The sequence below is a fragment of the Delftia acidovorans NBRC 14950 genome, assembly GCF_001598795.1.
In the GTDB taxonomy this organism is placed as follows: Bacteria; Pseudomonadota; Gammaproteobacteria; order Burkholderiales; family Burkholderiaceae_C; genus Comamonas; species Comamonas acidovorans.
The window spans coordinates 93,565-115,862 of sequence record NZ_BCZP01000015.1; the positions used below are offsets into that span (position 1 = coordinate 93,565).

The following is a 22,298-nucleotide window of genomic DNA, read 5'->3' on the forward strand; positions in this document are numbered from 1 at the left end:
CGCACTGCGCGGATGCGCCGCTGCAGTCGTTCAAAGGCGCATTGGGACACGGCAGCGGTCCGCCGGGCCGTGGATGGCGATCATTTAATGTGGCTGTCATCTCGTGGCAATCCAGGTCCTGTGACGGACAGGAGACAGCCTCGCGGGCAGACCCCGTGGCTGCGGCAACGCCGCCGTGTTACAAGCTAGCCGTGCCGCCGAGCCAGCCTGCCCCCGATGCAGGCACGCAAGGATTTTTTCGAGGATGGGCCGGGCCGCCACCTGCGCAATGTAGGGCGGGTACCGGCATCACGCGAGGGAGAACCGGTATGTTGATTGGCGTGCCTGCCGAGACCATGGCAGGAGAAACCCGGGTGGCTGCGACCCCCGAGACCGTCAAGAAGCTGCGTGCGCAAGGCCATGTGCTGCGCGTGCAGGCGGGGGCGGGAGTGGCGGCCAGCGTGCCCGATGCCTTGTACGAGGCGGCGGGCGCGGAGATCGTCGATGTGGCAGGCGCCCTGGGCGCCGACCTGGTGCTCAAGGTCCGTATCCCTTCGGAGGACGAGTTGCCCGGCATCCGCAAGGGTGCAACGCTGGTCGGCATGCTGGACCCGTTCCAGCCCGCAGGCCTGCAGCGCCTGGCCGATGCGGGCATCACGGCCTATGCGCTGGAGGCGGCTCCGCGCACCACGCGTGCGCAGAGCATGGACGTGCTGTCCAGCCAGGCCAATATCGCCGGCTACAAGGCCGTGATGATCGCGGCCAACCAGTACCAGCGCTTCTTTCCCATGCTGATGACGGCGGCCGGCACGGTGAAGGCCGCGCGCGTCGTGGTGCTGGGCGTGGGTGTGGCCGGCCTGCAGGCCATTGCCACGGCCAAGCGCCTGGGCGCCGTGATCGAGGCCAGCGATGTGCGGCCCAGCGTGCGTGAGCAGGTCGAATCCCTGGGCGGCAAGTTCATCGACGTGCCCTACGAGACCGCCGAGGAGAAGGAGGCCGCCGAAGGCGTGGGCGGCTACGCGCGCCCCATGCCGCAAAGCTGGCTGGACCGCCAGAAGGCCGAGGTGGCCAAGCGCGTGGCCCAGGCCGACGTGGTCATCACCACGGCGCTGATCCCGGGCCGGCCCGCTCCCGTGCTGGTCACGGCCGAGATGGTGCAGGCCATGAAGCCCGGCGCCGTCATCGTGGACCTGGCGGCCGAACGCGGTGGCAACTGCCCGCTGACCCAGACCGGCATGACCGTGGTCACGCATGGCGTGACCATCGTGGGACTGACCAACCTGCCCGCCATGGTGGCGGCCGATGCCTCGGCCCTGTATGCACGCAATGTGCTCGATTTTCTCAAGCTCATCATCAACAAGGATGGCGCCCTGCATGTGGACATGGAGGACGACATCGTGGCCGCGTGCCTGATGGCCCATGAAGGCCAGCTGCGGAGGAAATGACATGGAAGCCGTATCCCCCACCATCATCCATCTCATCATCTTCGTGCTGGCCATCTACGTGGGCTACCACGTGGTCTGGACCGTCACGCCCGCGCTGCACACGCCGCTGATGGCGGTGACCAATGCCATCTCGGCCATCGTCATCGTCGGCGCCATGCTGGCGGCGGCGCTCACGGAAACGGGCCTGGGCAAGACCATGGGCGTGCTGGCCGTGGCGCTGGCTGCGGTCAACGTGTTCGGCGGCTTCCTGGTCACGCGGCGCATGCTGGAGATGTTTCGCAAGAAAGAGCGCAAGAGCGCTCCGGCCAAGGACAGCAAGGACGCCAAGGCGGAGGGCCAGTCATGAGCATGAACCTCGTCACATTGCTCTACCTGGTGGCCAGCGTCTGCTTCATCCAGGCGCTCAAGGGGCTGTCGCATCCCACCACCTCCATACGCGGCAACCTGTTCGGCATGGCCGGCATGGTGATCGCCGTGCTGACCACGGCGGCGCTCATCGTGCAGCTGGCCGGCGGCAATGCATTGGGGCTGGGCTGGGTGCTGCTGGGCCTGCTGGTCGGCGGCACGGCCGGTGCGGTCATGGCCCAGCGCGTGGAGATGACCAAGATGCCCGAGCTGGTGGCCTTCATGCACAGCATGATCGGCCTGGCGGCGGTGTTCATCGCCGTGGCCGCCGTGGCCGAGCCCTGGGCCTTTGCCATCACGGCCAAGGGTGGCGCCATCCCGGGCGGCAACCGCGTGGAGTTGGCGCTGGGCGCCTTCATCGGCGCCGTGACCTTCACGGGCTCGGTGATCGCCTTCGGCAAGCTCAGCGGCAAGTACAAGTTCCGCCTGTTCCAGGGCGCGCCCGTGCAGTTCAAGGGCCAGCATGCGCTCAACGCCGTGCTGGGGCTGGCAGCAGCCTTCTTCGTCTTCGGCTTCTGGCACAGCCAAAGCTGGATGGACATCGTGCTGGTCATCGCCCTGGGCCTGCTGCTGGGCGTGCTGCTGATCATTCCCATCGGCGGCGCGGACATGCCGGTGGTCGTGTCCATGCTCAACAGCTACTCGGGCTGGGCGGCGGCGGGCATCGGCTTCTCGCTGAACAACAGCATGCTGATCATTGCGGGTTCGCTGGTGGGCAGCTCGGGCGCCATCCTGAGCTACATCATGTGCAAGGCCATGAACCGCTCGTTCTTCAGCGTGATCCTGGGCGGCTTCGGCGGCGAGGCCACTAGCGCGGCGGCAGGCTCCCAGCAGCAGCGCAACGTGAAAAGCGGCAGCGCCGACGATGCGGCCTTCGTCCTGGGCAATGCCGAGACCGTGGTCATCGTGCCCGGCTACGGCCTGGCCGTGGCGCGTGCCCAGCACGCGGTCAAGGAGCTGGCCGACAAGCTCACCGAGCGCGGCGTGACGGTGAAGTACGCCATCCACCCGGTGGCCGGCCGCATGCCCGGCCACATGAACGTGCTGCTGGCCGAGGCCGAGGTCCCCTACGACCAGGTCTTCGAGATGGAGGACATCAACAGCGAGTTCGGCCAGGCCGACGTGGCCATCATCCTGGGCGCCAACGACGTGGTGAACCCCGCCGCACACGTCAAGGGCAGCCCCATCTACGGCATGCCCATCCTGGAGGCCTACAAGGCCAAGACGGTGATCGTCAACAAGCGCTCCATGGCGGCCGGCTATGCGGGCCTGGACAACGAGCTGTTCTACATGGACAAGACCATGATGGTCTTCGGCGACGCCAAGAAGGTGGTGGAGGACATGGGCAAGGCGCTGGAGTGAGGTGCTGCGTGGAGCACAAGGGACAAGGGGCGGCGCGAGCCGCTCCTTGCGCTCACACCTTCATGTCATAGCCGATGGTGACCGGCGCATGGTCCGAGAACTTCACATCCTTGTAAATGTGCTCGGTGCGCGCCAGTGCGGCGGTGGCCGGGGTGGCCAGGTGGTAGTCCAGGCGCCATCCCACGTTGTTGGCATAGGCCTGGCCGCGGTTGCTCCACCATGTGTAGCAGGTGTCCGTGGTGTCGGGCTGGAGCAGGCGATAAACGTCCACAAGACCGCCCGTGGGATCAGTTTTGTGTAACAACTTTGTCATCCACTCGCGCTCTTCGGGCGTGAAACCGCTGTTTTTCTGGTTGCTGCGCCAGTTCTTGAGGTCGATCTGCTGGTGGGCGATGTTGATGTCGCCGCACAGGATGAACTCGCGCTCGCCCTTCATGCGCATCAGGTGATCGTGCATTTCGGCGAGGAAGCGGAACTTGGCCGTCTGGCGCAGTTCGCCCGAGCTGCCGCTGGGAAAGTAGGCGCTGATGATGGATAGCTTGCGCGCGGGCGTGTCGAAGCGCGCCTCCACGTAGCGGCCCTCGGCGTCGAACTCGTGCGAGCCGAAGCCGACCACGACGTCGCTGGGCTCGTGGCGGCTGTAGACGCCCACGCCCGAGTAGCCTTTCTTCTCGGCGTAGTGGAAGTGGCCGCGCAGGCCGGCCAGCAGCTCGAAGCGTCCGGTCATGTCGGCGGCCTGGGCCTTGATTTCCTGCACGCAAATACAATCCGGCGCAGTGGCCTCGATCCAGGCTTCGACGCCCTTGGTCGAGGCCGAGCGGATGCCGTTGAGGTTGAGGCTGGTCAATTTGAACAAGGATGAATCCATGGTGGTGAGTAATCTGCAGGCCGATGACACAGGCCGTCTGGCGCAGGAATTTGTGCAATTCGCCGTTGACGCAGGGGTGCTGCGTTTCGGCGAGTTCAAGACCAAGGCCGGGCGCATGAGCCCGTACTTCTTCAATGCCGGCCTGTTCGATGACGGCGGCAAGATGGGCCGTCTCGCCGAATTCTATGCAAAAGCCATCGCAGCCAGCGGCATCGAGTTCGACATGATCTTCGGCCCCGCCTACAAGGGCATCCCGCTGGCCGCCACCGTGGCCGTGGAGCTGGCCCGCATGGGCCTGAACAAGCCCTTTGCATACAACCGCAAGGAAGCCAAGGACCACGGCGAGGGCGGCACCCTGGTCGGCGCGCCCCTCAAGGGCCGCGTGCTGATCGTGGACGACGTGATGAGCGCCGGCACGGCCGCGCGCGAGTCCATCGCCATCATCCGCGCCGCAGGCGCCACGCCGCATGCCGTGGCGATCGCGCTGGACCGCCAGGAAATGGCCACCGAGAATGGCCAGGACGTGCCCCACAGCGCCGTGCAGTACGTGCGCAATCAGCTGGGCATGCAGGTCTGCACCATTGCAAAACTGGCAGACTTATTGCTTTATCTTGAGATTCAAGGTGGCAGCGAAGGCAGCGGCCACCATGAGCGCGTGCTGGCCTACCGCCAGCGTTACGGAGTCAACGACAAGGAATAAGGGTTTGATGAACAAGGCGTTGCATGCACGGTTCCTGTGGTGCGCCCTGGCTGGTGCCGCGGCTGGCCCTGCCTGCGCCTTGGATGCCGGCGTGCCGGCCGGCATCTATGCATGCACCGACGCCAAGGGTCGGCGCCTGACGGCAGACCGCCCGATTGCCGAATGCGTGGACCGCGACCAGCGTGTGCTGGGCAGCTCCGGTGTGGAGCTGCGCCGCGTTGGCCCCACGCTGACTGACAACGAGCGCGCCGAACTCGATGCCCAGCGCCGCCGCGAGCAGGCCGAACAGCGCCGTGTGCGCGAGGAGCGCTCGCGCGAGCGCGCCCTGATTGCGCGCTATCCCAACCAGGCCGCGCACGACGCCGAACGCGCCGAGGCCCTGTCGCAGACCGACCAGGTCGCCAACCTGGCGCGCCAGCGCATACAGGAGCTGCAGGCCCAGCGCGTCAAGATCGATGGCGAGATGGAGTTCTACCGCAAGGACCCGTCCAAGGCCCCCGCCTCCCTGCGCCGCCAGCTCGATGAAAACCGCAGCAGCCAGGAAGAGCAGCAGCGCTTCATCCAGCAGCAGGAGCAGGAAAAAAGCCGCATCAACCAGCGCTTCGATGCCGAGCTCGTGCCGCTGCGTGCGCTGTGGAGCGCGGCTGCCGCCGCTGCGGCTCCCACGGGCCGCTGAACGGCCCTTGCCCCCTGTCTTTCCCCTCTGGCGCGAACGGCCTGCCGCACGCCCGGTGCGCGTGAATCGGATTCGTCCTGCAAGCGCTGCCATTGCGGCGGTCTAGGCTGTCACTACATTCCCGGCCACGGATTTTCCCGGGCCCTCAAGGCCTGGCTGCTGGTGTGCGCTGCAGCCACAGGTGCCGGGCCGCCGCGAGAAGGGAGCATGCATGACGGCATGGCGATGGTTGACGGTGCTGTGGCTGTGGGCCGCCGGTGCCTGGCTGGCCTGGGGAGGCGCCCAGCTGCTGTGGGCCGGGGGCAGCGGCTACTACGTGGTGGCAGGTGCGCTGCTGTTGGCCGTGGGCCTGGGCGTGGCGCGCCGTTCGGCGGCTGCGCTGTGGCTGTTTGCGCTGTGGCTGCTGGGCACCGCGCTGTGGGCGGTCTGGGAGATAGGGCTGGACTGGTGGCCGCTGGCGGGGCGCCTGGGTGTGCCCTGGTTGATGGGCCTGCTGCTGGTGCTGCCCTGGTCGGTGCGTGCGCTGCGCCATGAGCCCGACATGGGCCAGAACCGGGGCCTGGCACCAGCCCATGCGGCGCTTGCGCTGGTGGTGCTGGGCACGGCCATTCTTGCGGGCCTGTCATTCGGGCGCCAGCGCGATGCCCATGAAACCCAGGGCCAGTTTGCGGGCGCGGCCGCCGCCGCGTCGGACCTGCCCGCCGACGGCCAGGTCACGGCCGTGCAGAACATGTCCATGGTGGCCTCCGATGCCGGTGGCCTGCGCAGCCCGCCGGTGCTGCAGGGCGATGCCACCGATGCCGTGCCCGATGGCGAATGGCATGCCTATGGCCGCACCGGAGCGGGCCAGCGCTATTCGCCGCTGCGCCAGATCGGCCCGCACAACGTGCGGCTGCTGCAATTGGCCTGGGAGTTCCGCACGGGCGATGTGCGCGGCAAACCCGGCGATCCCGAAGAAACCACGTTCGAGGTCACGCCGCTGAAGATCGGCGAGCGCCTGTTCCTGTGCACGCCCCACCAGTCGGTGATTGCGCTCGATGCCACCACGGGCAAGCAGCTGTGGCGGCGCGACCTGCCCATGCCCAAGGGGCTGGCGCTGCAGCACCTGACCTGCCGGGGCCTGTCCTACCAGTCGGCGCAGGCGGCCGCGCAGTTCGATGCGGCGGCAGGGCAGACGCATTCGGCGGTGGCGCCGGCTGCAAGGAAGTCCGGCGCGCAGGTCGTGCCTGCACCCACCGCCGCATCCACGGCTTCGGCTTCTGCTTCTGCAGCCCCTGGCGATGACGGCCGCTGCACCGCCAAGCTGTTCATGGCCACGGCCGACGGCAAGGTGGTCGCGCTCAATCCCGCAGATGGCCAGACCTGCAGCAATGTGGCGGGCGGCCAGGGCCAGATCGACCTCTGGCAGGGCATGCCCGAGCGCAAGCCGGGCTCGTACTACTCGACCTCGCCGGTGGTGGTGGCGCGCGACCGCATCATCGTGGGCGGCACGGTGCTGGACAACCATTCCACGCGCGAGCCTTCGGGCGTGATCCGTGCGTTCGACATCCGCTCGGGTGCGCTGCTGTGGGCCTGGGACCCGGGGCGGCCAGGCAACAGCACGCCGCTGCCCCAGGGGCAGACCTATGTGCCCAGCTCGCCCAACAGCTGGTCCATCTCCAGCGTGGACGAGACGCTGGGCCTCGTCTTCGTGCCCATGGGCAATGCGCCGCCCGACCAATGGGGCGGGCGGCGCAGCGCCGAGGCCGAGCAGTATTCTTCCTCGGTGGTGGCGCTGGACATTGCCACGGGCGCCGTGCGCTGGGTGTTCCAGACCGTGCACCACGATCTCTGGGACTACGACGTGCCCTCGCAGCCCAGCCTGATCGACCTGGAGATCGGCGGCCACAGCGTGCCCGCCCTGGTGCAGCCCACCAAGCAGGGCGAGCTGTTCGTGCTGGACCGGCGCACGGGCCAGCCGCTGCTGCCCGTCACCGAGGTGGCTGCGCCGCAGGGCGCGGCACGCGGCGACCGCACGGCGCCCACGCAGCCGCATTCGCAGCTGAGCTTCAACCCCCCGGCCCTGACCGAGCGCGACATGTGGGGCGCCAGCCCCTTCGAGCAACTGTGGTGCCGGCTGGCCTTTCGCCGCCTGCGCTACGAGGGGCGCTTCACGCCGCCCTCGGAGCAGGGCTCGCTGATCTATCCGGGCAATTTCGGCGTCTTCAACTGGGGCGGCGTGGCCGTGGACCCGCGCCGGCAGGTGGTGTTTGCCACGCCCACGCGGCTGGCCTTCGTCTCCACCCTGGTGCCGCGTGCGGACGATACCTCGCTGCTGGTGCAGGATGGCGGCCCGCCCAAGGACGGCCTGCCCGCGCTCAACGAAAACTTTGGCGCACCGTTTGCGGTGCGGCTCAAGCCTTTTGTCTCGCCGCTGGGCATTCCCTGCCAGGCGCCGCCCTGGGGCTTTGTGGCGGGTGCCGACCTGCGCACGGGCCAGATCGTCTGGCAGCGCCGCAACGGCACGCCGCGTGACCTGAGCCCGCTGCCGCTGGGCTTTCGCATGGGCGTGCCCGGCATTGGCGGCCCGGTGATGACCGCTGGCGGCGTGGCCTTCTACTCGGGGGCACTGGACAACTATGTGCGCGCCTATGACGTGGACAGCGGCCGCCAGCTCTGGCAGGACCGCCTGCCTGCTGGCGGCCAGGCCACGCCCATGACCTATCTGGGCACGGATCAGCGCCAGTACCTGGTGGTGGTGGCGGGTGGGCATGGTTCGACCGGAACCAAGGCCGGGGACAGCGTGCGCGCCTATGTGCTGCCCAAGGAGGTGGCGGCGCCCTGAGCGCTCAGCGCCGTGGGGGTCTGCGCCGGCTCATGCCGATCCGGTCCGGCCCAGCATGCGCAGCACGCGCGTGACCAGCAGAGCGGCCACCCAGGCCAGTCCGCCGATCAGAAACGGCAGGCGCAGCAGCGCGCCTTGCTGGGCAAACAGCATCAGCGCGTCGGCCTTCCACAGCGCGGCATAGCCCGTGTACAGGCCGTAGGCCAGCCAGGCCAGCGCCCCCAGGGCGAACAAGGCCGCCATGCGCCGGGCGCTGCGGCCATCGCGCGAATCCGCGGGCAGGGCGCGCGTGCCGTGCCAGACCCAGCCGATGGAGGCGAGCACCAGCAGGGCACTGGCTGCCACGGACAGCTGCAGCCAGGTATGGGGGGAGAGTGAGGACATCAAAAGGAAACTGCGCGCCGGCACCGTGCCGGCCGCAGCGAGTGTAGCGGCGCCGTGCTTTGCGCCGCCTGCGCGCTCAGGCCGGCTGCCAGACGGTGGCGCCGTGGCCCTGGCCGCCGCTTCCGGGCACGGCATGGATGCCCAGCACGGCCGCGTGGCGCTGCAGCAGGGCGTCGAATTGCTCGGTGCTTTCCGCCGTGGCCGGGGCGTCGTCGTATTCGCTGGCCACCTGGTCCGTGGTGAAGGAGCTGGCGCCGAACTTCTGGACGATGTTGCGCAGCTTGTCGAGATTGGGGCTGGTGGATGGGGTCATGGCAACTCCTTGGGGTCATGGACGCCTGCTGCGCCGCAGGCCTGTGGACCAGTGTAGCCCCGGGGCCTGGAGCGGCCATCCGGGGCATCCCCGCAAAGCGGCGTAGGACTTGGAACCCGCCGTCAGCCGCCCGTGGCTACGGGGCCTGCGCTCAGCACTTCGGCCAGCGGCTTGCGGGGCGAGGGCACCTCGCGCTCGCGCAGATCGTCGGGCAGTGTGGCCGCATCGCCGCGCCAGCCCACGGCGATCACCACCTCGGGCTCCAGGTGCTCGGGCAGGCGCAGCACCTCGCGTGCGGCGTCGGCCGAGAAGCCGCCCATGGCGTGCGTGGCCAGGCCCATGGCGTGGGCTTCCAGCGCCAGGTAGCCCCAGGCGCAGCCCGCGTCGAAGCTGTGCTTGCCGGGCGAGGCCTGGCGGTCGGACATCAGCACGATCAGCGCGCCCGCCTCCAGGCACCAGCGGCGGTTGAACTCGTTGGGAATGGTGCTGAAGGCCTGCCAGTTCGCATCGCCGCGTAGCGCATAGGCAAAGTGCCAGGGCTGCTTGTTGCTGGCCGAAGGCGCCCAGCGCGCGGCGTCGGCCAGTTGCTCGATCTGGGCCTGGCTCAGTGCCTCCGGCTTGAAGGCGCGCGGCGACATGCGGCCCAGGAATTGCGGATGGATGGGAGTGGTGGTGTTGCGTGTCATGCGGATAGGCGGCAAGCAGAAAGGAAAGCGGCAACGATAGCGCAAGGCCTCAGGGCTGGCGCGGTGCCTGGCCATGCTGCTGGCTGATCACGCGCAGGTGGCGCTCCATGCGGATGAAGACCAGCACCATCACCACCAGCACGAGGAATGACATCAGCATGCTCCAGAAGGCCGTCTCCACGGCGCCGAAGCGCTCCTTCCAGGAGCTGCTGCCGAGGCTGTCCTCGCCGCGCAGCGCGCGCGCCGCATTGTCCAGGGACAGCGTGTAGTTCAGCAGCACCGTGGACAGGATCTGCTGGGCCGTCTGCGCCTGCAGCCGCGGCTCCAGGGCGGCATTGCCGAAGACCTGCTCCAGCGCGGCGGGCAGGCCCTGCACATAGGCCGCATAGGTGCCCTTGCCGTGTTCCAGCTCGGCGGCCTGGGCACGCTCATGGATGGCGGCGGCGGTATCCACGGGCTCGACCATCCAGCCGTCTTCCTCGCCGGTGGAGGCTGCTGCGGCAGCCGCTGCATCGGCAGCCGCATCCACGGCCCCGGCATCGCCTTCGCGCTGCCCGCGTTCCTGGATGCGGCGCTGCACATCGGCCTCGGACGGCAGGGCGTCGCCTTGCAGCAGCGGGTGCAGCGGCGCCAGGCCCCGGGCCTGGTTGTCCCGCTCGGTGCGCTCGCGCCGCGCAGGATCCTTGTTCACGTAGGCGCGCACCAGGGCGTCGGCCTTCTGGAAGGCAGGGCGCAGCGCCGGATCGGCCAGGCGCTTTTCCATGGCGGGTTCGCCGCCGCCCGCGCCCAGGTCGCGGCTGGTTTCGTCCACGACGAACTGCAGGTCGGGCCTGGCGTCCTTCCAGTTCAATTCCTGGGCCACGGCCTGGGGCGCCTCGGCCTTGCCGGGCCTGAAGCTCTCCCAGGTCCACAGTGCCATGCCCACCAGCACGAGCAGGGAGAACACCAGCAGCACCACGCGCACCACCTGCACCAGCAGGTCCTCGATCCTGCGCAGCATGTTTGTAATCATCGGAATCCTCGGTTGGTTCGTAAAACAAGGGCGCGTCCGGCCCGCCTGCAGGCCAGTTCTGTTGCTATTGATTTGAAAGCGCCGGACACAGACGGGCGAATTCTAGGAAGGCTGCCGTGCACGGGCGCACCGGTTCTCAATGTTTTACATTTCGCGCCAATCTCGAAGTGTGCATGTGCTCCCGTGGCATGCACCGTCCTGCAATGAGTGCCTTCCGGATGGCGGGGCGTTCATGGCCGCAGAGCGCATGGTTCTCCCGCTTGCGGGCGCGCAGGCTTTGGGCCTACCGGCTGTAGCGGCTTCCTGAATCCGCTGTAATGCTCGCTCTGATTTCTGACTGACTAGAGAGGGCTCGCCCATGACCAAAACGTCGCTGGATAAATCGAAGATCAAGTTCCTTCTGCTCGAAGGCATCCATCCTTCCGCACTCGAAGTGCTGCGCAACGCGGGCTACACCAATGTGGAGACCGTGACGGGCGCGCTGGAAGGCGAGGAGCTCAAGCGCAAGATCGCCGACGTGCACTTCGTCGGCATCCGTTCGCGCACGCAGCTGACGGCCGACGTGTTCGCCGCCGCGCAAAAGCTCGTGGCCGTGGGCTGCTTTTGCATCGGCACCAACCAGGTGGACCTGGACGCGGCGCGCGAGCGTGGCGTGGTGGTCTTCAACGCGCCTTACTCCAACACGCGCTCGGTGGCCGAGCTGGTGCTGGCCGAGGCCATCTTGCTGCTGCGCGGCGTGCCCGCCAAGAACGCCTCCGCCCACCGCGGCGGCTGGCTCAAGAGCGCCGAGAATTCCTACGAAATCCGTGGCAAGACGCTGGGCATCGTGGGCTACGGCTCCATCGGCACCCAGCTGTCGGTGATGGCCGAGTCGGTGGGCATGCAGGTGCTGTTCCATGACGTGTCCACCAAGTTGCCGCTGGGCAATGCGCGCCAGGCCGCATCGCTGGCCGATCTGCTGGCCGGCAGCGACATCGTCACCCTGCACGTGCCCGAGCTGCCCTCCACCCAGTGGATGATCGGCGCCAAGGAAATCGCGGCCATGAAGCCCGGGGCCATCCTGATCAATGCCTCGCGCGGCACCGTGGTGGAAATCGAGCCGCTGGCCGAGGCCCTGAAGGCCGGCAAGCTGCTGGGCGCCGCCATCGACGTGTTCCCCACCGAACCGCGCAGCAACAAGGATGAATTCGTCTCGCCCCTGCGCGGCCTGGACAACGTCATCCTGACCCCGCACGTGGGCGGCTCCACCATGGAAGCCCAGGCCAACATCGGCCTGGAAGTGGCCGAGAAGCTGGTCAAGTACAGCGACAACGGCACCACCACCTCGGCCGTGAACTTCCCCGAAGTGGCGCTGCCCGCCCACCCCGGCCAGAACCGCATCCTGCACGTGCACCACAACCAGCCCGGCGTGCTGTCGGCCATCAACCAGGTGTTTGCCGAGAACGGCATCAACATCGCCGGCCAGTACCTGCGCACCGACGAGAAGGTGGGCTATGTGGTGATCGACCTGGCGGCCCAGTCCTCGGGTCTGGCCGTGGAAAAGCTGACCCAGGTTCCGGGCACCATCCGCTGCCGCGTGCTGTTCTGATGGCCAGGTTTCAGGATGCTGCGCTTGGGCGCACTTCCTGAAACTGGCGCATTGCCGGGTCGCCCTATCTGCCCGGCTGCAGCAGCAGCCGCATCAGATCCGTGCGAGTGATCAGGCCGGTCAGCCGGCCTTCGCTCATCACGGGAATGCAGGGCACGCTGTGCCGGGCCAGGGCGTCCAGCAACTGGCCCACGGGCGTGTCTTCGTCCACGCTGAGTTCAGGCGCATGAACCAGCTGGGGCAGCTCCGACAGGCGGGGCGCGGCCCGGGTCTTGCCGGGCAGGCGCTGGCCCAGCCAGTTCAACAAAGAAGGTTTTGCCGCCGATTCGGCCGGGCGCACGGGGCTCATCCATAGCCACTCGTACAGCTCGGCACGGGAGACCGTGCCGGCCAGGCCGCCATCGGCGTCCAGCACCGGCAGGCTCTTGGCCGGGTGCGCGCGAAAGCGTGCGGCCACGGCGTGCACGTCGTCGTCCATGGAGCAGCTCACGGGATCGCGCGTCATCAGCTGGGCGCAGCGCACACCGCCCAGCCGGTGCTCGATGGCGGTTTCCTCGGCGGCGGCCAGCAGCTCAGCCAGGTCGTCGGCTTCCAGGTTGTTTTCCTGGCCGAAGCGCAGCAGCAGCCCCTCCAGATCGGCATGGGACAGGCCCAGGCGCGAGGCATGGCGGTGGGCCGCATCGGCGGGCGCGGCCTTGGGCGCCGTGTCGGCATGGTGGGGGTAGCGCCGGCCCGTGGCGCGGTGGAGCGCCGTGGCCGCCAGGACCAGCCCCAGAGTCAGCGCACCCACGGGCAGGAAGGGCAGCATCCAGCCGGCGGCCAGCGAGGCCTTGGCGTTGAGCACCGTCAGCAGGGCCATGGCGCCACCTGGCGGGTGCAGCGAGCGCGTCAGCAGCATGCAGCCTATGGCGCCGCCCACGGCCAGTGCAGGGGCCAGCTGGGGCGGGCACCACTGCAGCACGAACAGGGCCCAGAGCGCCGACACCGTATTGCCCACCACGCAGGACCAGGGCTGGGCCAGCGGGCTGGTGGGCACGGCGAACAACAGGACGGCCGTGGCGCCCAGTGGCGCGAACAGGCGCAGGGGAAGATCCCAGGTGCCCGCATGCGCCAGCCAGACCAGGGCCGTCGCCAGCCCCATGCCCACGATGGAGCCCATGGCCACGCGCCACATGTCCGCAGGCGCGGGGCGTGGCACCACCGGCCCCCATGCTTTTCTGTTCCAGCCCATGGCCTTGTTGTCTTTTTGTCTTTGCCTGCGCGGCCCCGGGGGAGGGCTGCAAAAGCGCGTCATTTTAGGAAGGGACGCCGCTCTTGCTGGTAGCATGGGCTTTGCACCCTTTCGGTGCGGCGCGCCTGCCGGCTCAGTCCACCACGGACTGGTACACGCCCTCGCGCATCACCCAGCGGTAAGGAATGCGCTGGGCCATGGACTGCATCATGAGGATGGCGAACAGGTCCTCCTTCGGATCCACCCAGAAGAAGGTGCCGTAGATGCCGCTCCACGAAAAGTCGCCCACGCTGCCCGGCAGCGGGTTGAGGCCGGGCGCCGTGCGCACCGCAAAGCCCAGGCCGAAGCCCTGGCCCACCTCGGGCGAGGGCAGCTGGGCGCCGAAGTAGGCCATGTCCGGCCCCATGCGCACGCTGGCGGGCAGGTGGTTGGTGGTCATCAGCTCCACGGTCTTGCGAGAGACCAGGCGCACGCCGTCCAGCGTGCCGCCGTTGCACCAGAACAGGCACAGCCGCGCATAGTCGGCCATGGTCGAGACCATGCCGCCGCCGCCCGACTCGAACATCATGGCGCGCGTGACCGGGGGGATGGGCGGCATCTGTTTCTGCGGCCCTTCGGGCTGGGGCCGCGCGGCGCGTGCGATCTCGCTGTCGGGCGCATGAAAGCCCGTGTCGGCCATGCCCAGCGGCCCGGTGATGTGCTCGCGCACGAAGGCGGCCAGCGTCTGGCCGCTGACCACCTCGACCACGCGGCCCAGCACGTCGGTGGACATGCCGTATTCCCAGGTCTCGCCGGGCTGGGCCACCAGCGGCAACTGCGCGAGCTTGGTGATGAACTGCGCATTGGTGAACTTGCCGCTGAACAGGCCCGCATCCAGGTACATCTTCTTGACGGGGTGCTCGGTGCCGGCGAATCCATAGGGAATGCCGGAGGTGTGGCGCAGCAGGTCCTGCAGCGTGATGGGCCGCGCCAGCGGCGCGCGCTCCAGGCCCACGCGCAGCGCGGCCAGCTCGGGCAGGTACTGCTCCACAGGCTCGATGATGGACAGCCGCCCCTGCTCGGCCAGCATCATGATGGCCAGCGAGGTGATGGGCTTGCTCATGGAGGCGATGCGGAAGATGGCATCGGGCCGCATGGCCGTGCCGGCCTCGGGGTCCAGCAGGCCGAAGCTCTCCAGGTAGGCCAGCTTGCCGCGCCGCGCCACCAGGGCCACGGCGCCCGGGATCTCGCTGGTGTCCACGCCGCGCTGCAGCCGGGCCGACAGGCGCGCCAGGCGCGCGCTGCCCAGGCCCACGGTTTCAGGGGAGTCGGCCCAGGGCAGGCCGGGGATGTGCAGGCGGTCGGTGCTGGCGGTCATGGAGTCTCCTGTGGTGTGCGTCGATTGTTCCGGCAGATGGCCTGGTGCGCTGTTGGCTGCGGGACAGCGGCGTGCGGGTGCAGCGGGCATGCCGCCGCTAAACTGGCCCGCAGGAGACAACGACACCATGAAGCAGATCATTCTGGCCGCCGCAGCCTGCGCAGCCGCCGCCTTTGCCATGCCGGCCAGCGCCGCCTATCCCGACAAGCCCATCCGCCTGGTCGTGCCCTTCCCGCCCGGGCAGGCCACGGACATCTTTGCGCGCGCGCTGGCCGAAAAGCTCGCCCAGAAGCTGGGCCAGCCGCTGGTGGTGGAGAACAAGGCCGGGGCCGGCAGCAACATCGGCAGCGAGCAGGTGGTGCGCAGCCCGGCCGACGGCTATACGCTGCTCGTGGCCGGCAGTGCCATGGCCGTGAACCAGACGCTGTACAAGAAGGTGAATTTCGACCCGCGCACCGACCTGGTGGGCATCACGCTGATCGCCAAGGTGCCGCTGGTGTTCCTGGCGCACCCGGGGGCTGGCATCAAGTCCATGAAAGATTTGGTGGACAAGGCGCGTGCCGAGCCGGGCCGCTGGAACTACGCCAGCGCCGGCATCGGCGGCACCCAGCACCTGAGCGCCGAGATGGTCAAGGCGCGCGCCAAGATACAGATAGAGCACATCCCCTACAAGGGCAGCGGCCCCGCGCAGGCGGACTTCGTGGGCGGCCAGGTGCCGCTGATGGTGGATTCGGTGACGGCCGCCCTGCCCAATATCCAGGCGGGCAAGGCCGTGCCGCTGGGTGTGACCTCCAGCGCCCGCTCCAGCCAGCTGCCCGAGGTGCCGGCCATTGCCGAATCGGGCCTGCCCGAGTTCCGGGGCTTCGAGGCCGTGGGCTGGCTGGGGCTGATGGCCCCCAAGGGCACGCCGCAGGAAGTGATCGACCGGCTCAACCGCGAGGCCGTGGCCATCCTGCGCAGCCCTGAGATGCGCAAGTTCATCAGTGACCGTGGCTCGGAGGCTGCGCCCACCACGCCCCGCGAGATGGATGCCTTTGTGGCCTCCGAGATCACGCAGTGGGGCCAGGCCGTGCGGCAATCAGGCGCCTCGGTGGATTGAGGCAGGCGCCCCCCGGAGCGCGTGGGGGTGCCCGCTGCGGCCGGTCAGGCCAGCTTGGCCTTGAGCTGCTCGTTGACCTGCGCCGGGTTGGCCTTGCCCTTGGAGGCCTTCATGACCTGGCCGACCAGGGCGTTGAAGGCCTTGTCCTTGCCTGCGCGGTACTGCTCCACGTTGGCCGGGTTGGCGGCGATCACCTCGTCGATGATCTTCTCCATGGCGCCCGTGTCGTTCATCTGCTTGAGGCCCTTGGCCTCGATGATGGCATCGACATCGCTGCCTTCACCGCTCCACAGCGCCTCGAAGACCTGCTTGGCGGCGTTGTTGGAGATGGTGCCGTCGCCGATGCGCTGGATCAGCGCGGCCAGCTGGGCGCTGGAGACCTTGGCGGCCTCCATGCCGATTTCCTCGGTGTTCAGGCGGCGCGAGATCTCGCCCATGATCCAGTTGCTGGCCAGCTTGGGCGCATTGCAGGCCCGGGCCGTGTCCTCGAAGTAGGCGGCCATGGCCTGGCTTTGCGTCAGCGTGGTGGCGTCGTACTCGGGCAGGGCGTACTGCTCGACAAAGCGCGCGGCCATGGCGCGCGGCAGCTCGGGCATGTCGGCCCTGACCTGTTCCACCCATTCGGGCGCGACCACCAGCGGCGGCAGGTCCGGGTCGGGGAAGTAGCGGTAGTCGGCCGCGTCTTCCTTGGTGCGCATGGAGCGCGTCTCGCCCGTGTCGGGATCGAACAGCACGGTGGCCTGCTGGATGCGGCGGCCGTCCTCGATTTCCTCGATCTGCCAGCGGATCTCGTAGTCGATGGCCAGCTGCATGTTCTTGAAGCTGTTGAGGTTCTTGATCTCGCGGCGCGTGCCCAGCGGCTGGCCGGGCTTGCGCACGGAGACGTTGGCGTCGCAGCGGAAGCTCCCTTCCTGCATGTTGCCGTCGCAGATGCCGATCCAGGTGACGATCTGGTGCAGCGTCTTGGCGTAGGCCACGGCTTCTTCCGTGCTGCGGATGTCGGGCTCGGTCACGATCTCCAGCAGCGGCGTGCCGGCGCGGTTCAGATCGATGCCCGACTGGCCGATGAAGTCCTCGTGCAGCGACTTGCCGGCGTCTTCCTCCAGGTGGGCGCGCACCAGGCGGATGGTCTTCTTCTCGTCGCCGAGGAAGAAGGACACTTCACCGCCCTGGACCACGGGAATCTCGAACTGCGAGATCTGGTAGCCCTTGGGCAGGTCGGGGTAGAAGTAGTTCTTGCGCGCGAAGATGCTGCGCGGCGCAATGTGCGAGCCCAGCGCCAGGCCGAGCCGGATGGCGCACTCGACGGCCTTTTTGTTCATCACCGGCAGCGTGCCGGGCAGCGCCATGTCCACGGCGCAGGCCTGGGTGTTGGGCTCGGCGCCGAAGGCGGTGCTGGCGCGGCTGAAGATCTTGGACTGGGTGGCCAGCTGGGCGTGGGTCTCGAAGCCGATGACGACTTCATAGCCCTGGATGAGTTTCGCGGTCATGGGGGATCAGATGCCCTTCGGAGCTTGAAGGTGAAAGTCGGTGGCCTGCTGGAAGCGGTGGGCGGCGTTGAGCAACTGGCCTTCCTTGAAGTAGTTGCCGATCAGCTGCAGGCCCACGGGCATGCCGGCCTCGCCAAAGCCAGCGGGCACGCTCATGCCGGGCAGGCCGGCCAGCGATGCGGGCAGCGTGAAGATGTCGGCCAGGTAGTTGGCCAGCGGGTCGCTCTTTCCGCCCAGCTGCCAGGCCACGGTGGGCGCGGCGGGGCCGGCGATCACGTCGCACTGCTGGAAGGCGGCCTGGAAATCGTCGGCGATCATGCGGCGGATCTTCTGCGCCTGCAGGTAGTAGGCGTCGTAGTAGCCCTCGGACAGCACATAGGCGCCGATCATGATGCGGCGCTTGACCTCGTCGCCGAAGCCTTCGGCACGGGTCTTCTTGTACATGTCCACCAGGTCCGTGTAGTCCTTGGCGCGGTGGCCGAACTTCACGCCATCGAAGCGCGAGAGGTTGGACGATGCCTCGGCCGGGGCCAGGATGTAGTACACGGGAATCGACAGCTCGGTGCGCGGCAGCGAGATGGGCACCAGGCGGGCGCCCAGCTTCTCGTATTCCTTGAGCGCGCCATCCACGGCGGCGCGCACGTCGGCCGACAGGCCCTCGCCGAAGAACTCGGCGGGGATGCCGATGCGCAGGCCTTCGATGCTGTCGTTCAGGCGGGCCGTGAAGTCCTCGGCGGGCACGTCCAGGCTGGTGGAGTCGCGGTCCAGGTCGGGGCCGCACATCTCGGACAGCAGCAGGGCGCAGTCCTCGGCGCTCTTGCCCATGGGACCGGCCTGGTCCAGGCTGGAGGCGAAGGCGATCATGCCGTAGCGGCTGGCGCGGCCATAGGTGGGCTTGATGCCGGTGATGCCGCAAAACGATGCGGGCTGGCGGATGGAGCCGCCCGTGTCGGTGCCGGTGACGGCGGGCGCCAGGCCGGCGGCCACGGCCACGGCCGAGCCGCCCGAGGAGCCGCCGGGCACGCGGTCCGTGTTCCAGGGGTTGCGCACGGGCGCAGGGGCATCGAAGCCCACGGGCGCGATGGCCGAGTTCTCGTTGGCCGAGCCCATGGCGAATTCATCGCAGTTGAGCTTGCCCAGCGTCACGGCGCCGGCCTCGGCCAGGCGCGTCACCACGGTGGCGTCGAAGGGCGAGCGGTAGCCGGCCAGCATCTTGCTGGAGGCCGTGGTCGGGAAGTCGCGCGTGACGAAGATGTCCTTGTGCGCAATGGGCACGCCAGCCAGGCGGCCGCCCTTGCCCTGGGCAATCAGGGCGTCGGCAGCGCGGGCCTGGGCCAGGGTGGCCTCTTCGTCGATGCTGACGAAGGCGCCCAGGTTCTGGTGCGCCTGGGCGCGGGCCAGGAAATGCTGGGCGGCTTCGACGGCGCCGAGCTTGCGCTCGCGCAGCAGGGCCGACAGGGCCGACACGCCGAGCGTGTGCAGATCAGTGGTTTGCTGGGTCATGTATGGGGTGCGGAAAACGGGGACGGATGCCAGTGACGAGGGCGCGCGGCGCTTACTCGATCACCTTGGGGACCAGGAACAGGCCGCGCTCGACGGCCGGTGCGCTGCGCTGGTTGGCGTCGCGCTGGTCGGGCTCGCTGGCAATGTCCTCGCGCAGACGCAGGGCAATGTCCTGGATGGCGGCGACCGGATGTGACAGCGGGCTGACGCCTGAAGTATCCACAGCCTGCATCTTCTCCACGATGCCGAAAAAATCATTGAGCTGGCCTAGCATGCGCTCACTCTCGGTGGAGGAGAGCTCAAGTCGTGCCAGGTTCGCGATGCGTGCGATGTCTTGTGCGTTCAGTGCCATAGGATTTTTGAAGGGGGCAACGGGATGTAAACCCGTATTTCAAGCCCCGGCAGTAGAAGTTATTCACAGGGGATACGGTATTATCTCGGCTTTGCCGCAATACCCTCTCCGAGCCGGTCATTGTGCGAAAAGCCAACCCCATCCAGACTCCCTAACTTTCATCCCGGCGATGGCAGGCCGACGAGCATGCCGTGCCTGAGAGGACTCTCGTAATGTTCGGAGCTTTCCGTCGGTATTTCTCCACCGACCTTGCCATTGATCTTGGCACAGCCAACACCCTGATTTTCGCCCGCGACAAGGGCATTGTTCTGGACGAACCCTCCGTTGTCGCGATCCGCCACGAAGGCGGGCCGCACGGCAAGAAGGTGATCCAGGCGGTGGGCCGCGAGGCCAAGGCCATGCTGGGCAAGGTGCCCGGCAACATCGAGGCCATCCGCCCGATGAAGGACGGCGTGATTGCCGACTTCGTCATCACGGAGCAGATGATCAAGCAGTTCATCAAGATGGTGCATCCGCGCTCGGTGCTCACGCCCAGCCCGCGCATCATCATCTGCGTGCCCTGCGGCTCCACCCAGGTCGAGCGCCGCGCCATCAAGGACGCGGCCGAGGCGGCAGGCGCCACCTCCGTCTACCTGATCGAGGAACCCATGGCTGCCGGCATCGGCGCCGGCCTGCCGGTGTCCGAGGCTTCGGGCTCCATGGTGGTGGACATCGGTGGCGGTACCACCGAAGTCGGCGTGATCTCCCTGGGCGGCATGGTCTACAAGGGCTCCGTGCGCGTGGGCGGCGACAAGTTCGACGAAGCCATCATCAGCTACATCCGCCGCAACTACGGCATGCTGATCGGCGAGCCCACGGCCGAGTCCATCAAGAAGAACATCGGCTCGGCCTTCCCCGGCTCCGAAGTCAAGGAGATGGAAGTCAAGGGCCGCAACCTCTCCGAAGGCGTGCCGCGCAGCTTCACCATCTCGTCCAACGAGGTGCTGGAAGCCCTGACCGATCCGCTCAACCAGATCGTCAGCGCCGTCAAGAACGCGCTGGAGCAGACACCGCCCGAACTGGGCGCCGACATTGCCGAGCGGGGCATGATGCTCACCGGCGGCGGCGCGCTGCTGCGTGACCTGGACCGCCTGCTGGCCGAAGAAACCGGCTTGCCCGTGCTGGTGGCCGAAGAGCCGCTGACTTGCGTGGTGCGCGGCTGCGGCATGGCGCTGGAGACCATGGACCGCCAGGGCAGCATCTTCACCAGCGACTGATGCGGCGCAGGCCGGGGCCCGTTGTCGCGGGCCCGGGGCCGCAGCCGTCTGACTGCAACGATTTTTCTCCCCCTTCCGTGGTGACCTGCATGCTTGCCCTGCCTTCCTTCGCACCGGGACCGGCCCGTGCTTTCCAGGCTGCAGCAAGTGCGGCAGGGCAGGCCCTGCCACGCGGGAGGGCGGCATGAATCCCAATACCCTGGACCACTCGGCGCCCTCGCTGTTCAAGCGGCGGCCCTCGCGGGTCTCGCAACTGGCCCTGTACAGCGCCCTGGCGCTGTTCCTGATGGTGGCCGACGCGCGTTTCAGGATCACCGATCCCGTGCGCGTGGCCGTGGCCACCGTGCTGTACCCCGTGCAATGGGTGATGCTCAAGCCTGTGCAGGCCGTGCACGACGCCAGCCGCTACCTGGGCTCGCTGGACGATGCCCAGGCCCGCGAACAGGCCGCGCGCAAGGAACTGGTGGCCATGGCCCAGCGTGCATCGCTGGCCGACGAGCTGATCCAGGAAAACGACCACCTGCGCGAGCTGCTGCAGCTGCGCGATCGCCTCACCACGCCCGGCACCGCTGCCGAGGTGGTCTACGACAGCCCCGACCTCTATACGCGCCGCGTGGTCATCGACCGCGGCCAGGTGGATGGCATCGACCAGGGCTCGCCCGTGCTCGATGAAAAAGGCGTGGTCGGCCAGGTCACGCGCGTGTATCCGCTGCGTGCCGAGGTCACCCTGCTCATCGACCGCGACCAGGCCATTCCCGTCTTCAACCCGCGCACCGGCGCGCGCAGTGTGGCCTATGGCGATCCGTCGCCGCTGCGCACCGGCGGCATCGAGCTGCGCTTCATGCCCAGCAATGCCGATGTCCAGGAAGGCGACCTGCTGACCACCAGCGGCGTCGATGGCCTGTACCCGCCGGGCCTGCCCGTGGCCAAGGTGGTCTCGGTGGAGCGCCGCGCCGACTCGGCCTTCTCGCGCATCTACTGCGAGCCCGTGGGCCGCGTGCAGGGCGTGCGCCACGTGGTGGTGCTCAAGCCGCTGGACCGCGCCACCCATCCCGAGGCAGAAGGCGCCGCCGAACCCCTGCGCGCCGGCAAGGGCAAGGAAAAAGACAAGGCCAAGGACGGCAAGGGCAAGGAAGCCTCCAGGGACGGCGGCAAGGCCGGCAAGACAGATGCACCGGCCACGCCTGCAGCACCCGCTGCTCCCGCCGCACCCGCCTCCGCCAGGAAGGAGCCCGCATGATCATGCCGCGCGGCCAGCAGCTGCTGCTGCCGGTCAACCCCCTGTTCATCGTCGTCAGCCTGCTGGCGGCGCTGGCACTCAACATGCTGCCGCTGGGCCGCCAGGCCTGGCAGCCCGACCTGCTGATGGTGCTGCTGGCCTTCTGGGCGCTGAACCAGCCCCAGCGCGTGGGCATGGGCGTGGCCTTTTTGCTGGGCCTGTGCATGGATGTGGACCGCTCCTCCCTGCTGGGCCAGCATGCGCTGGCCTATGCGCTGCTGGTGTTCGCGGCCGGCGCCATGGGCCGGCGCCTGTCCTGGTTCTCCACGCCCGTGCAGGCGCTGCACCTTCTGCCCCTGTTCGCCGTGGTGCATGGCCTGCAGGTGCTGCTGCGCATGGTGGCCGGCGGCATCGTGCCCGGCCCGCTGGTGGTGCTGGCTCCCTTGATCGAGGCCCTGCTGTGGCCCCTGGTCAGCGGCCTGCTGCTGGCACCTCAGCGCCGCCCGCCGGACAGTGACGAGAACCGTCCTCTGTGAGGCTTGACGCGTG

General features: G+C 68.2%; 21 protein-coding genes. 11 read left to right on the plus strand and 10 right to left on the minus strand.

The window, feature by feature from the left end; translation table 11 throughout:
• Positions 1 to 308 precede the first annotated feature (308 nt).
• Genes DA1_RS19205 through DA1_RS19215 form a run of 3 tightly spaced genes read left to right on the plus strand, consistent with a single transcriptional unit; the run spans position 309 to position 3,191 of the window.
• A complete protein-coding gene (locus DA1_RS19205) occupies positions 309 to 1,424 on the plus strand; it encodes a Re/Si-specific NAD(P)(+) transhydrogenase subunit alpha (RefSeq protein WP_034397849.1) in 1,116 nt (371 codons plus the stop codon).
• A 1-nt stretch (position 1,425) separates the two neighbouring features.
• Positions 1,426 to 1,770, plus strand: coding sequence for an NAD(P) transhydrogenase subunit alpha part 2 (locus DA1_RS19210; RefSeq protein WP_034397850.1), 345 nt, complete (start codon positions 1,426 to 1,428; stop codon positions 1,768 to 1,770).
• Complete coding sequence (locus tag DA1_RS19215) at positions 1,767 to 3,191, plus strand: NAD(P)(+) transhydrogenase (Re/Si-specific) subunit beta (protein ID WP_012202277.1); 1,425 nt, start codon at positions 1,767 to 1,769, stop codon at positions 3,189 to 3,191. Before DA1_RS19210 ends, DA1_RS19215 begins: the two co-directional genes overlap by 4 nt.
• Positions 3,192 to 3,243: 52 nt before the next feature.
• Here DA1_RS19215 and DA1_RS19220 read toward each other — a convergent pair whose 3' ends face one another.
• Entirely contained in the window at positions 3,244 to 4,047 is an 804-nt protein-coding gene (locus tag DA1_RS19220; protein ID WP_034399090.1) for an exodeoxyribonuclease III, read from the minus strand.
• 10 nt (positions 4,048 to 4,057) lie between these two features.
• Between DA1_RS19220 and pyrE the strand changes: the two genes are divergently transcribed.
• From pyrE to DA1_RS19235, 3 genes are all read left to right on the plus strand, one after another.
• Positions 4,058 to 4,759: an orotate phosphoribosyltransferase gene (gene pyrE / locus DA1_RS19225; RefSeq protein ID WP_013800211.1), complete on the plus strand. Its 702-nt coding sequence runs from the start codon at positions 4,058 to 4,060 to the stop codon at positions 4,757 to 4,759.
• Between the two features lie 7 nt (positions 4,760 to 4,766).
• On the plus strand, positions 4,767 to 5,435 hold the full coding sequence (locus DA1_RS19230) for a hypothetical protein (RefSeq protein WP_013800212.1): 669 nt from the start codon (positions 4,767 to 4,769) through the stop codon (positions 5,433 to 5,435).
• Positions 5,436 to 5,646: 211 nt separating this feature from the next.
• Positions 5,647 to 8,259 (plus strand): membrane-bound PQQ-dependent dehydrogenase, glucose/quinate/shikimate family, encoded by a 2,613-nt coding sequence (locus tag DA1_RS19235; protein ID WP_034397855.1) that lies wholly within the window; start codon positions 5,647 to 5,649, stop codon positions 8,257 to 8,259.
• A 30-nt stretch (positions 8,260 to 8,289) separates the two neighbouring features.
• On the opposite strand, the gene DA1_RS19240 is transcribed toward DA1_RS19235, so the two are convergent.
• The 4 genes from DA1_RS19240 to DA1_RS19255 form a co-directional block, all read right to left on the minus strand.
• The gene (locus tag DA1_RS19240; protein WP_034397856.1) at positions 8,290 to 8,643 is read right to left on the minus strand and encodes a hypothetical protein; all 354 of its coding nucleotides are present in this window, start codon (positions 8,641 to 8,643) and stop codon (positions 8,290 to 8,292) included.
• A 76-nt stretch (positions 8,644 to 8,719) separates the two neighbouring features.
• Positions 8,720 to 8,956 (minus strand): hypothetical protein, encoded by a 237-nt coding sequence (locus tag DA1_RS19245; RefSeq protein WP_013800215.1) that lies wholly within the window; start codon positions 8,954 to 8,956, stop codon positions 8,720 to 8,722.
• A 122-nt stretch (positions 8,957 to 9,078) separates the two neighbouring features.
• Positions 9,079 to 9,642 (minus strand): nitroreductase family protein, encoded by a 564-nt coding sequence (locus DA1_RS19250; RefSeq protein ID WP_034397858.1) that lies wholly within the window; start codon positions 9,640 to 9,642, stop codon positions 9,079 to 9,081.
• A 49-nt stretch (positions 9,643 to 9,691) separates the two neighbouring features.
• Positions 9,692 to 10,654: a hypothetical protein gene (locus DA1_RS19255; RefSeq protein ID WP_034397859.1), complete on the minus strand. Its 963-nt coding sequence runs from the start codon at positions 10,652 to 10,654 to the stop codon at positions 9,692 to 9,694.
• A gap of 358 nt (positions 10,655 to 11,012) precedes the next feature.
• Between DA1_RS19255 and serA the strand changes: the two genes are divergently transcribed.
• Positions 11,013 to 12,242, plus strand: coding sequence for a phosphoglycerate dehydrogenase (gene serA, locus DA1_RS19260; RefSeq protein ID WP_012202286.1), 1,230 nt, complete (start codon positions 11,013 to 11,015; stop codon positions 12,240 to 12,242).
• Between the two features lie 64 nt (positions 12,243 to 12,306).
• Here the strand turns inward: serA and DA1_RS19265 are convergent, their stop codons facing one another.
• Together DA1_RS19265 and DA1_RS19270 are read right to left on the minus strand one after the other, a co-directional pair.
• A complete protein-coding gene (locus tag DA1_RS19265) occupies positions 12,307 to 13,473 on the minus strand; it encodes an HPP family protein (RefSeq protein ID WP_034397860.1) in 1,167 nt (388 codons plus the stop codon).
• A 133-nt stretch (positions 13,474 to 13,606) separates the two neighbouring features.
• Positions 13,607 to 14,830 (minus strand): serine hydrolase domain-containing protein, encoded by a 1,224-nt coding sequence (locus DA1_RS19270; protein WP_034397861.1) that lies wholly within the window; start codon positions 14,828 to 14,830, stop codon positions 13,607 to 13,609.
• A gap of 127 nt (positions 14,831 to 14,957) precedes the next feature.
• Between DA1_RS19270 and DA1_RS19275 the strand changes: the two genes are divergently transcribed.
• The gene (locus DA1_RS19275; protein WP_034399093.1) at positions 14,958 to 15,929 is read left to right on the plus strand and encodes a tripartite tricarboxylate transporter substrate binding protein; all 972 of its coding nucleotides are present in this window, start codon (positions 14,958 to 14,960) and stop codon (positions 15,927 to 15,929) included.
• Between the two features lie 44 nt (positions 15,930 to 15,973).
• Here the strand turns inward: DA1_RS19275 and gatB are convergent, their stop codons facing one another.
• Genes gatB through gatC form a run of 3 tightly spaced genes read right to left on the minus strand, consistent with a single transcriptional unit; the run spans position 15,974 to position 19,274 of the window.
• Positions 15,974 to 17,419 carry an Asp-tRNA(Asn)/Glu-tRNA(Gln) amidotransferase subunit GatB gene (gatB, locus tag DA1_RS19280; protein ID WP_034397862.1) on the minus strand — a complete coding sequence of 482 codons (1,446 nt, stop codon included), beginning with the start codon at positions 17,417 to 17,419 and terminating at the stop codon, positions 15,974 to 15,976.
• Between the two features lie 6 nt (positions 17,420 to 17,425).
• Positions 17,426 to 18,922 carry an Asp-tRNA(Asn)/Glu-tRNA(Gln) amidotransferase subunit GatA gene (gatA, locus tag DA1_RS19285; RefSeq protein WP_034397864.1) on the minus strand — a complete coding sequence of 499 codons (1,497 nt, stop codon included), beginning with the start codon at positions 18,920 to 18,922 and terminating at the stop codon, positions 17,426 to 17,428.
• A 52-nt stretch (positions 18,923 to 18,974) separates the two neighbouring features.
• Positions 18,975 to 19,274 carry an Asp-tRNA(Asn)/Glu-tRNA(Gln) amidotransferase subunit GatC gene (gene gatC, locus DA1_RS19290; RefSeq protein WP_012202292.1) on the minus strand — a complete coding sequence of 100 codons (300 nt, stop codon included), beginning with the start codon at positions 19,272 to 19,274 and terminating at the stop codon, positions 18,975 to 18,977.
• A gap of 212 nt (positions 19,275 to 19,486) precedes the next feature.
• Between gatC and DA1_RS19295 the strand changes: the two genes are divergently transcribed.
• The 3 genes from DA1_RS19295 (at position 19,487) to mreD (ending at position 22,285) form a co-directional block, all read left to right on the plus strand.
• Positions 19,487 to 20,530, plus strand: coding sequence for a rod shape-determining protein (locus tag DA1_RS19295; RefSeq protein ID WP_012202293.1), 1,044 nt, complete (start codon positions 19,487 to 19,489; stop codon positions 20,528 to 20,530).
• A 184-nt stretch (positions 20,531 to 20,714) separates the two neighbouring features.
• Positions 20,715 to 21,770, plus strand: a complete 1,056-nt coding sequence (gene mreC, locus DA1_RS19300; RefSeq protein WP_034397865.1) for a rod shape-determining protein MreC — start codon at positions 20,715 to 20,717, stop codon at positions 21,768 to 21,770.
• Positions 21,767 to 22,285, plus strand: coding sequence for a rod shape-determining protein MreD (gene mreD, locus DA1_RS19305; protein ID WP_034397866.1), 519 nt, complete (start codon positions 21,767 to 21,769; stop codon positions 22,283 to 22,285). The genes mreC and mreD overlap by 4 nt, the downstream gene beginning before the upstream one ends.
• Positions 22,286 to 22,298 lie beyond the last annotated feature (13 nt).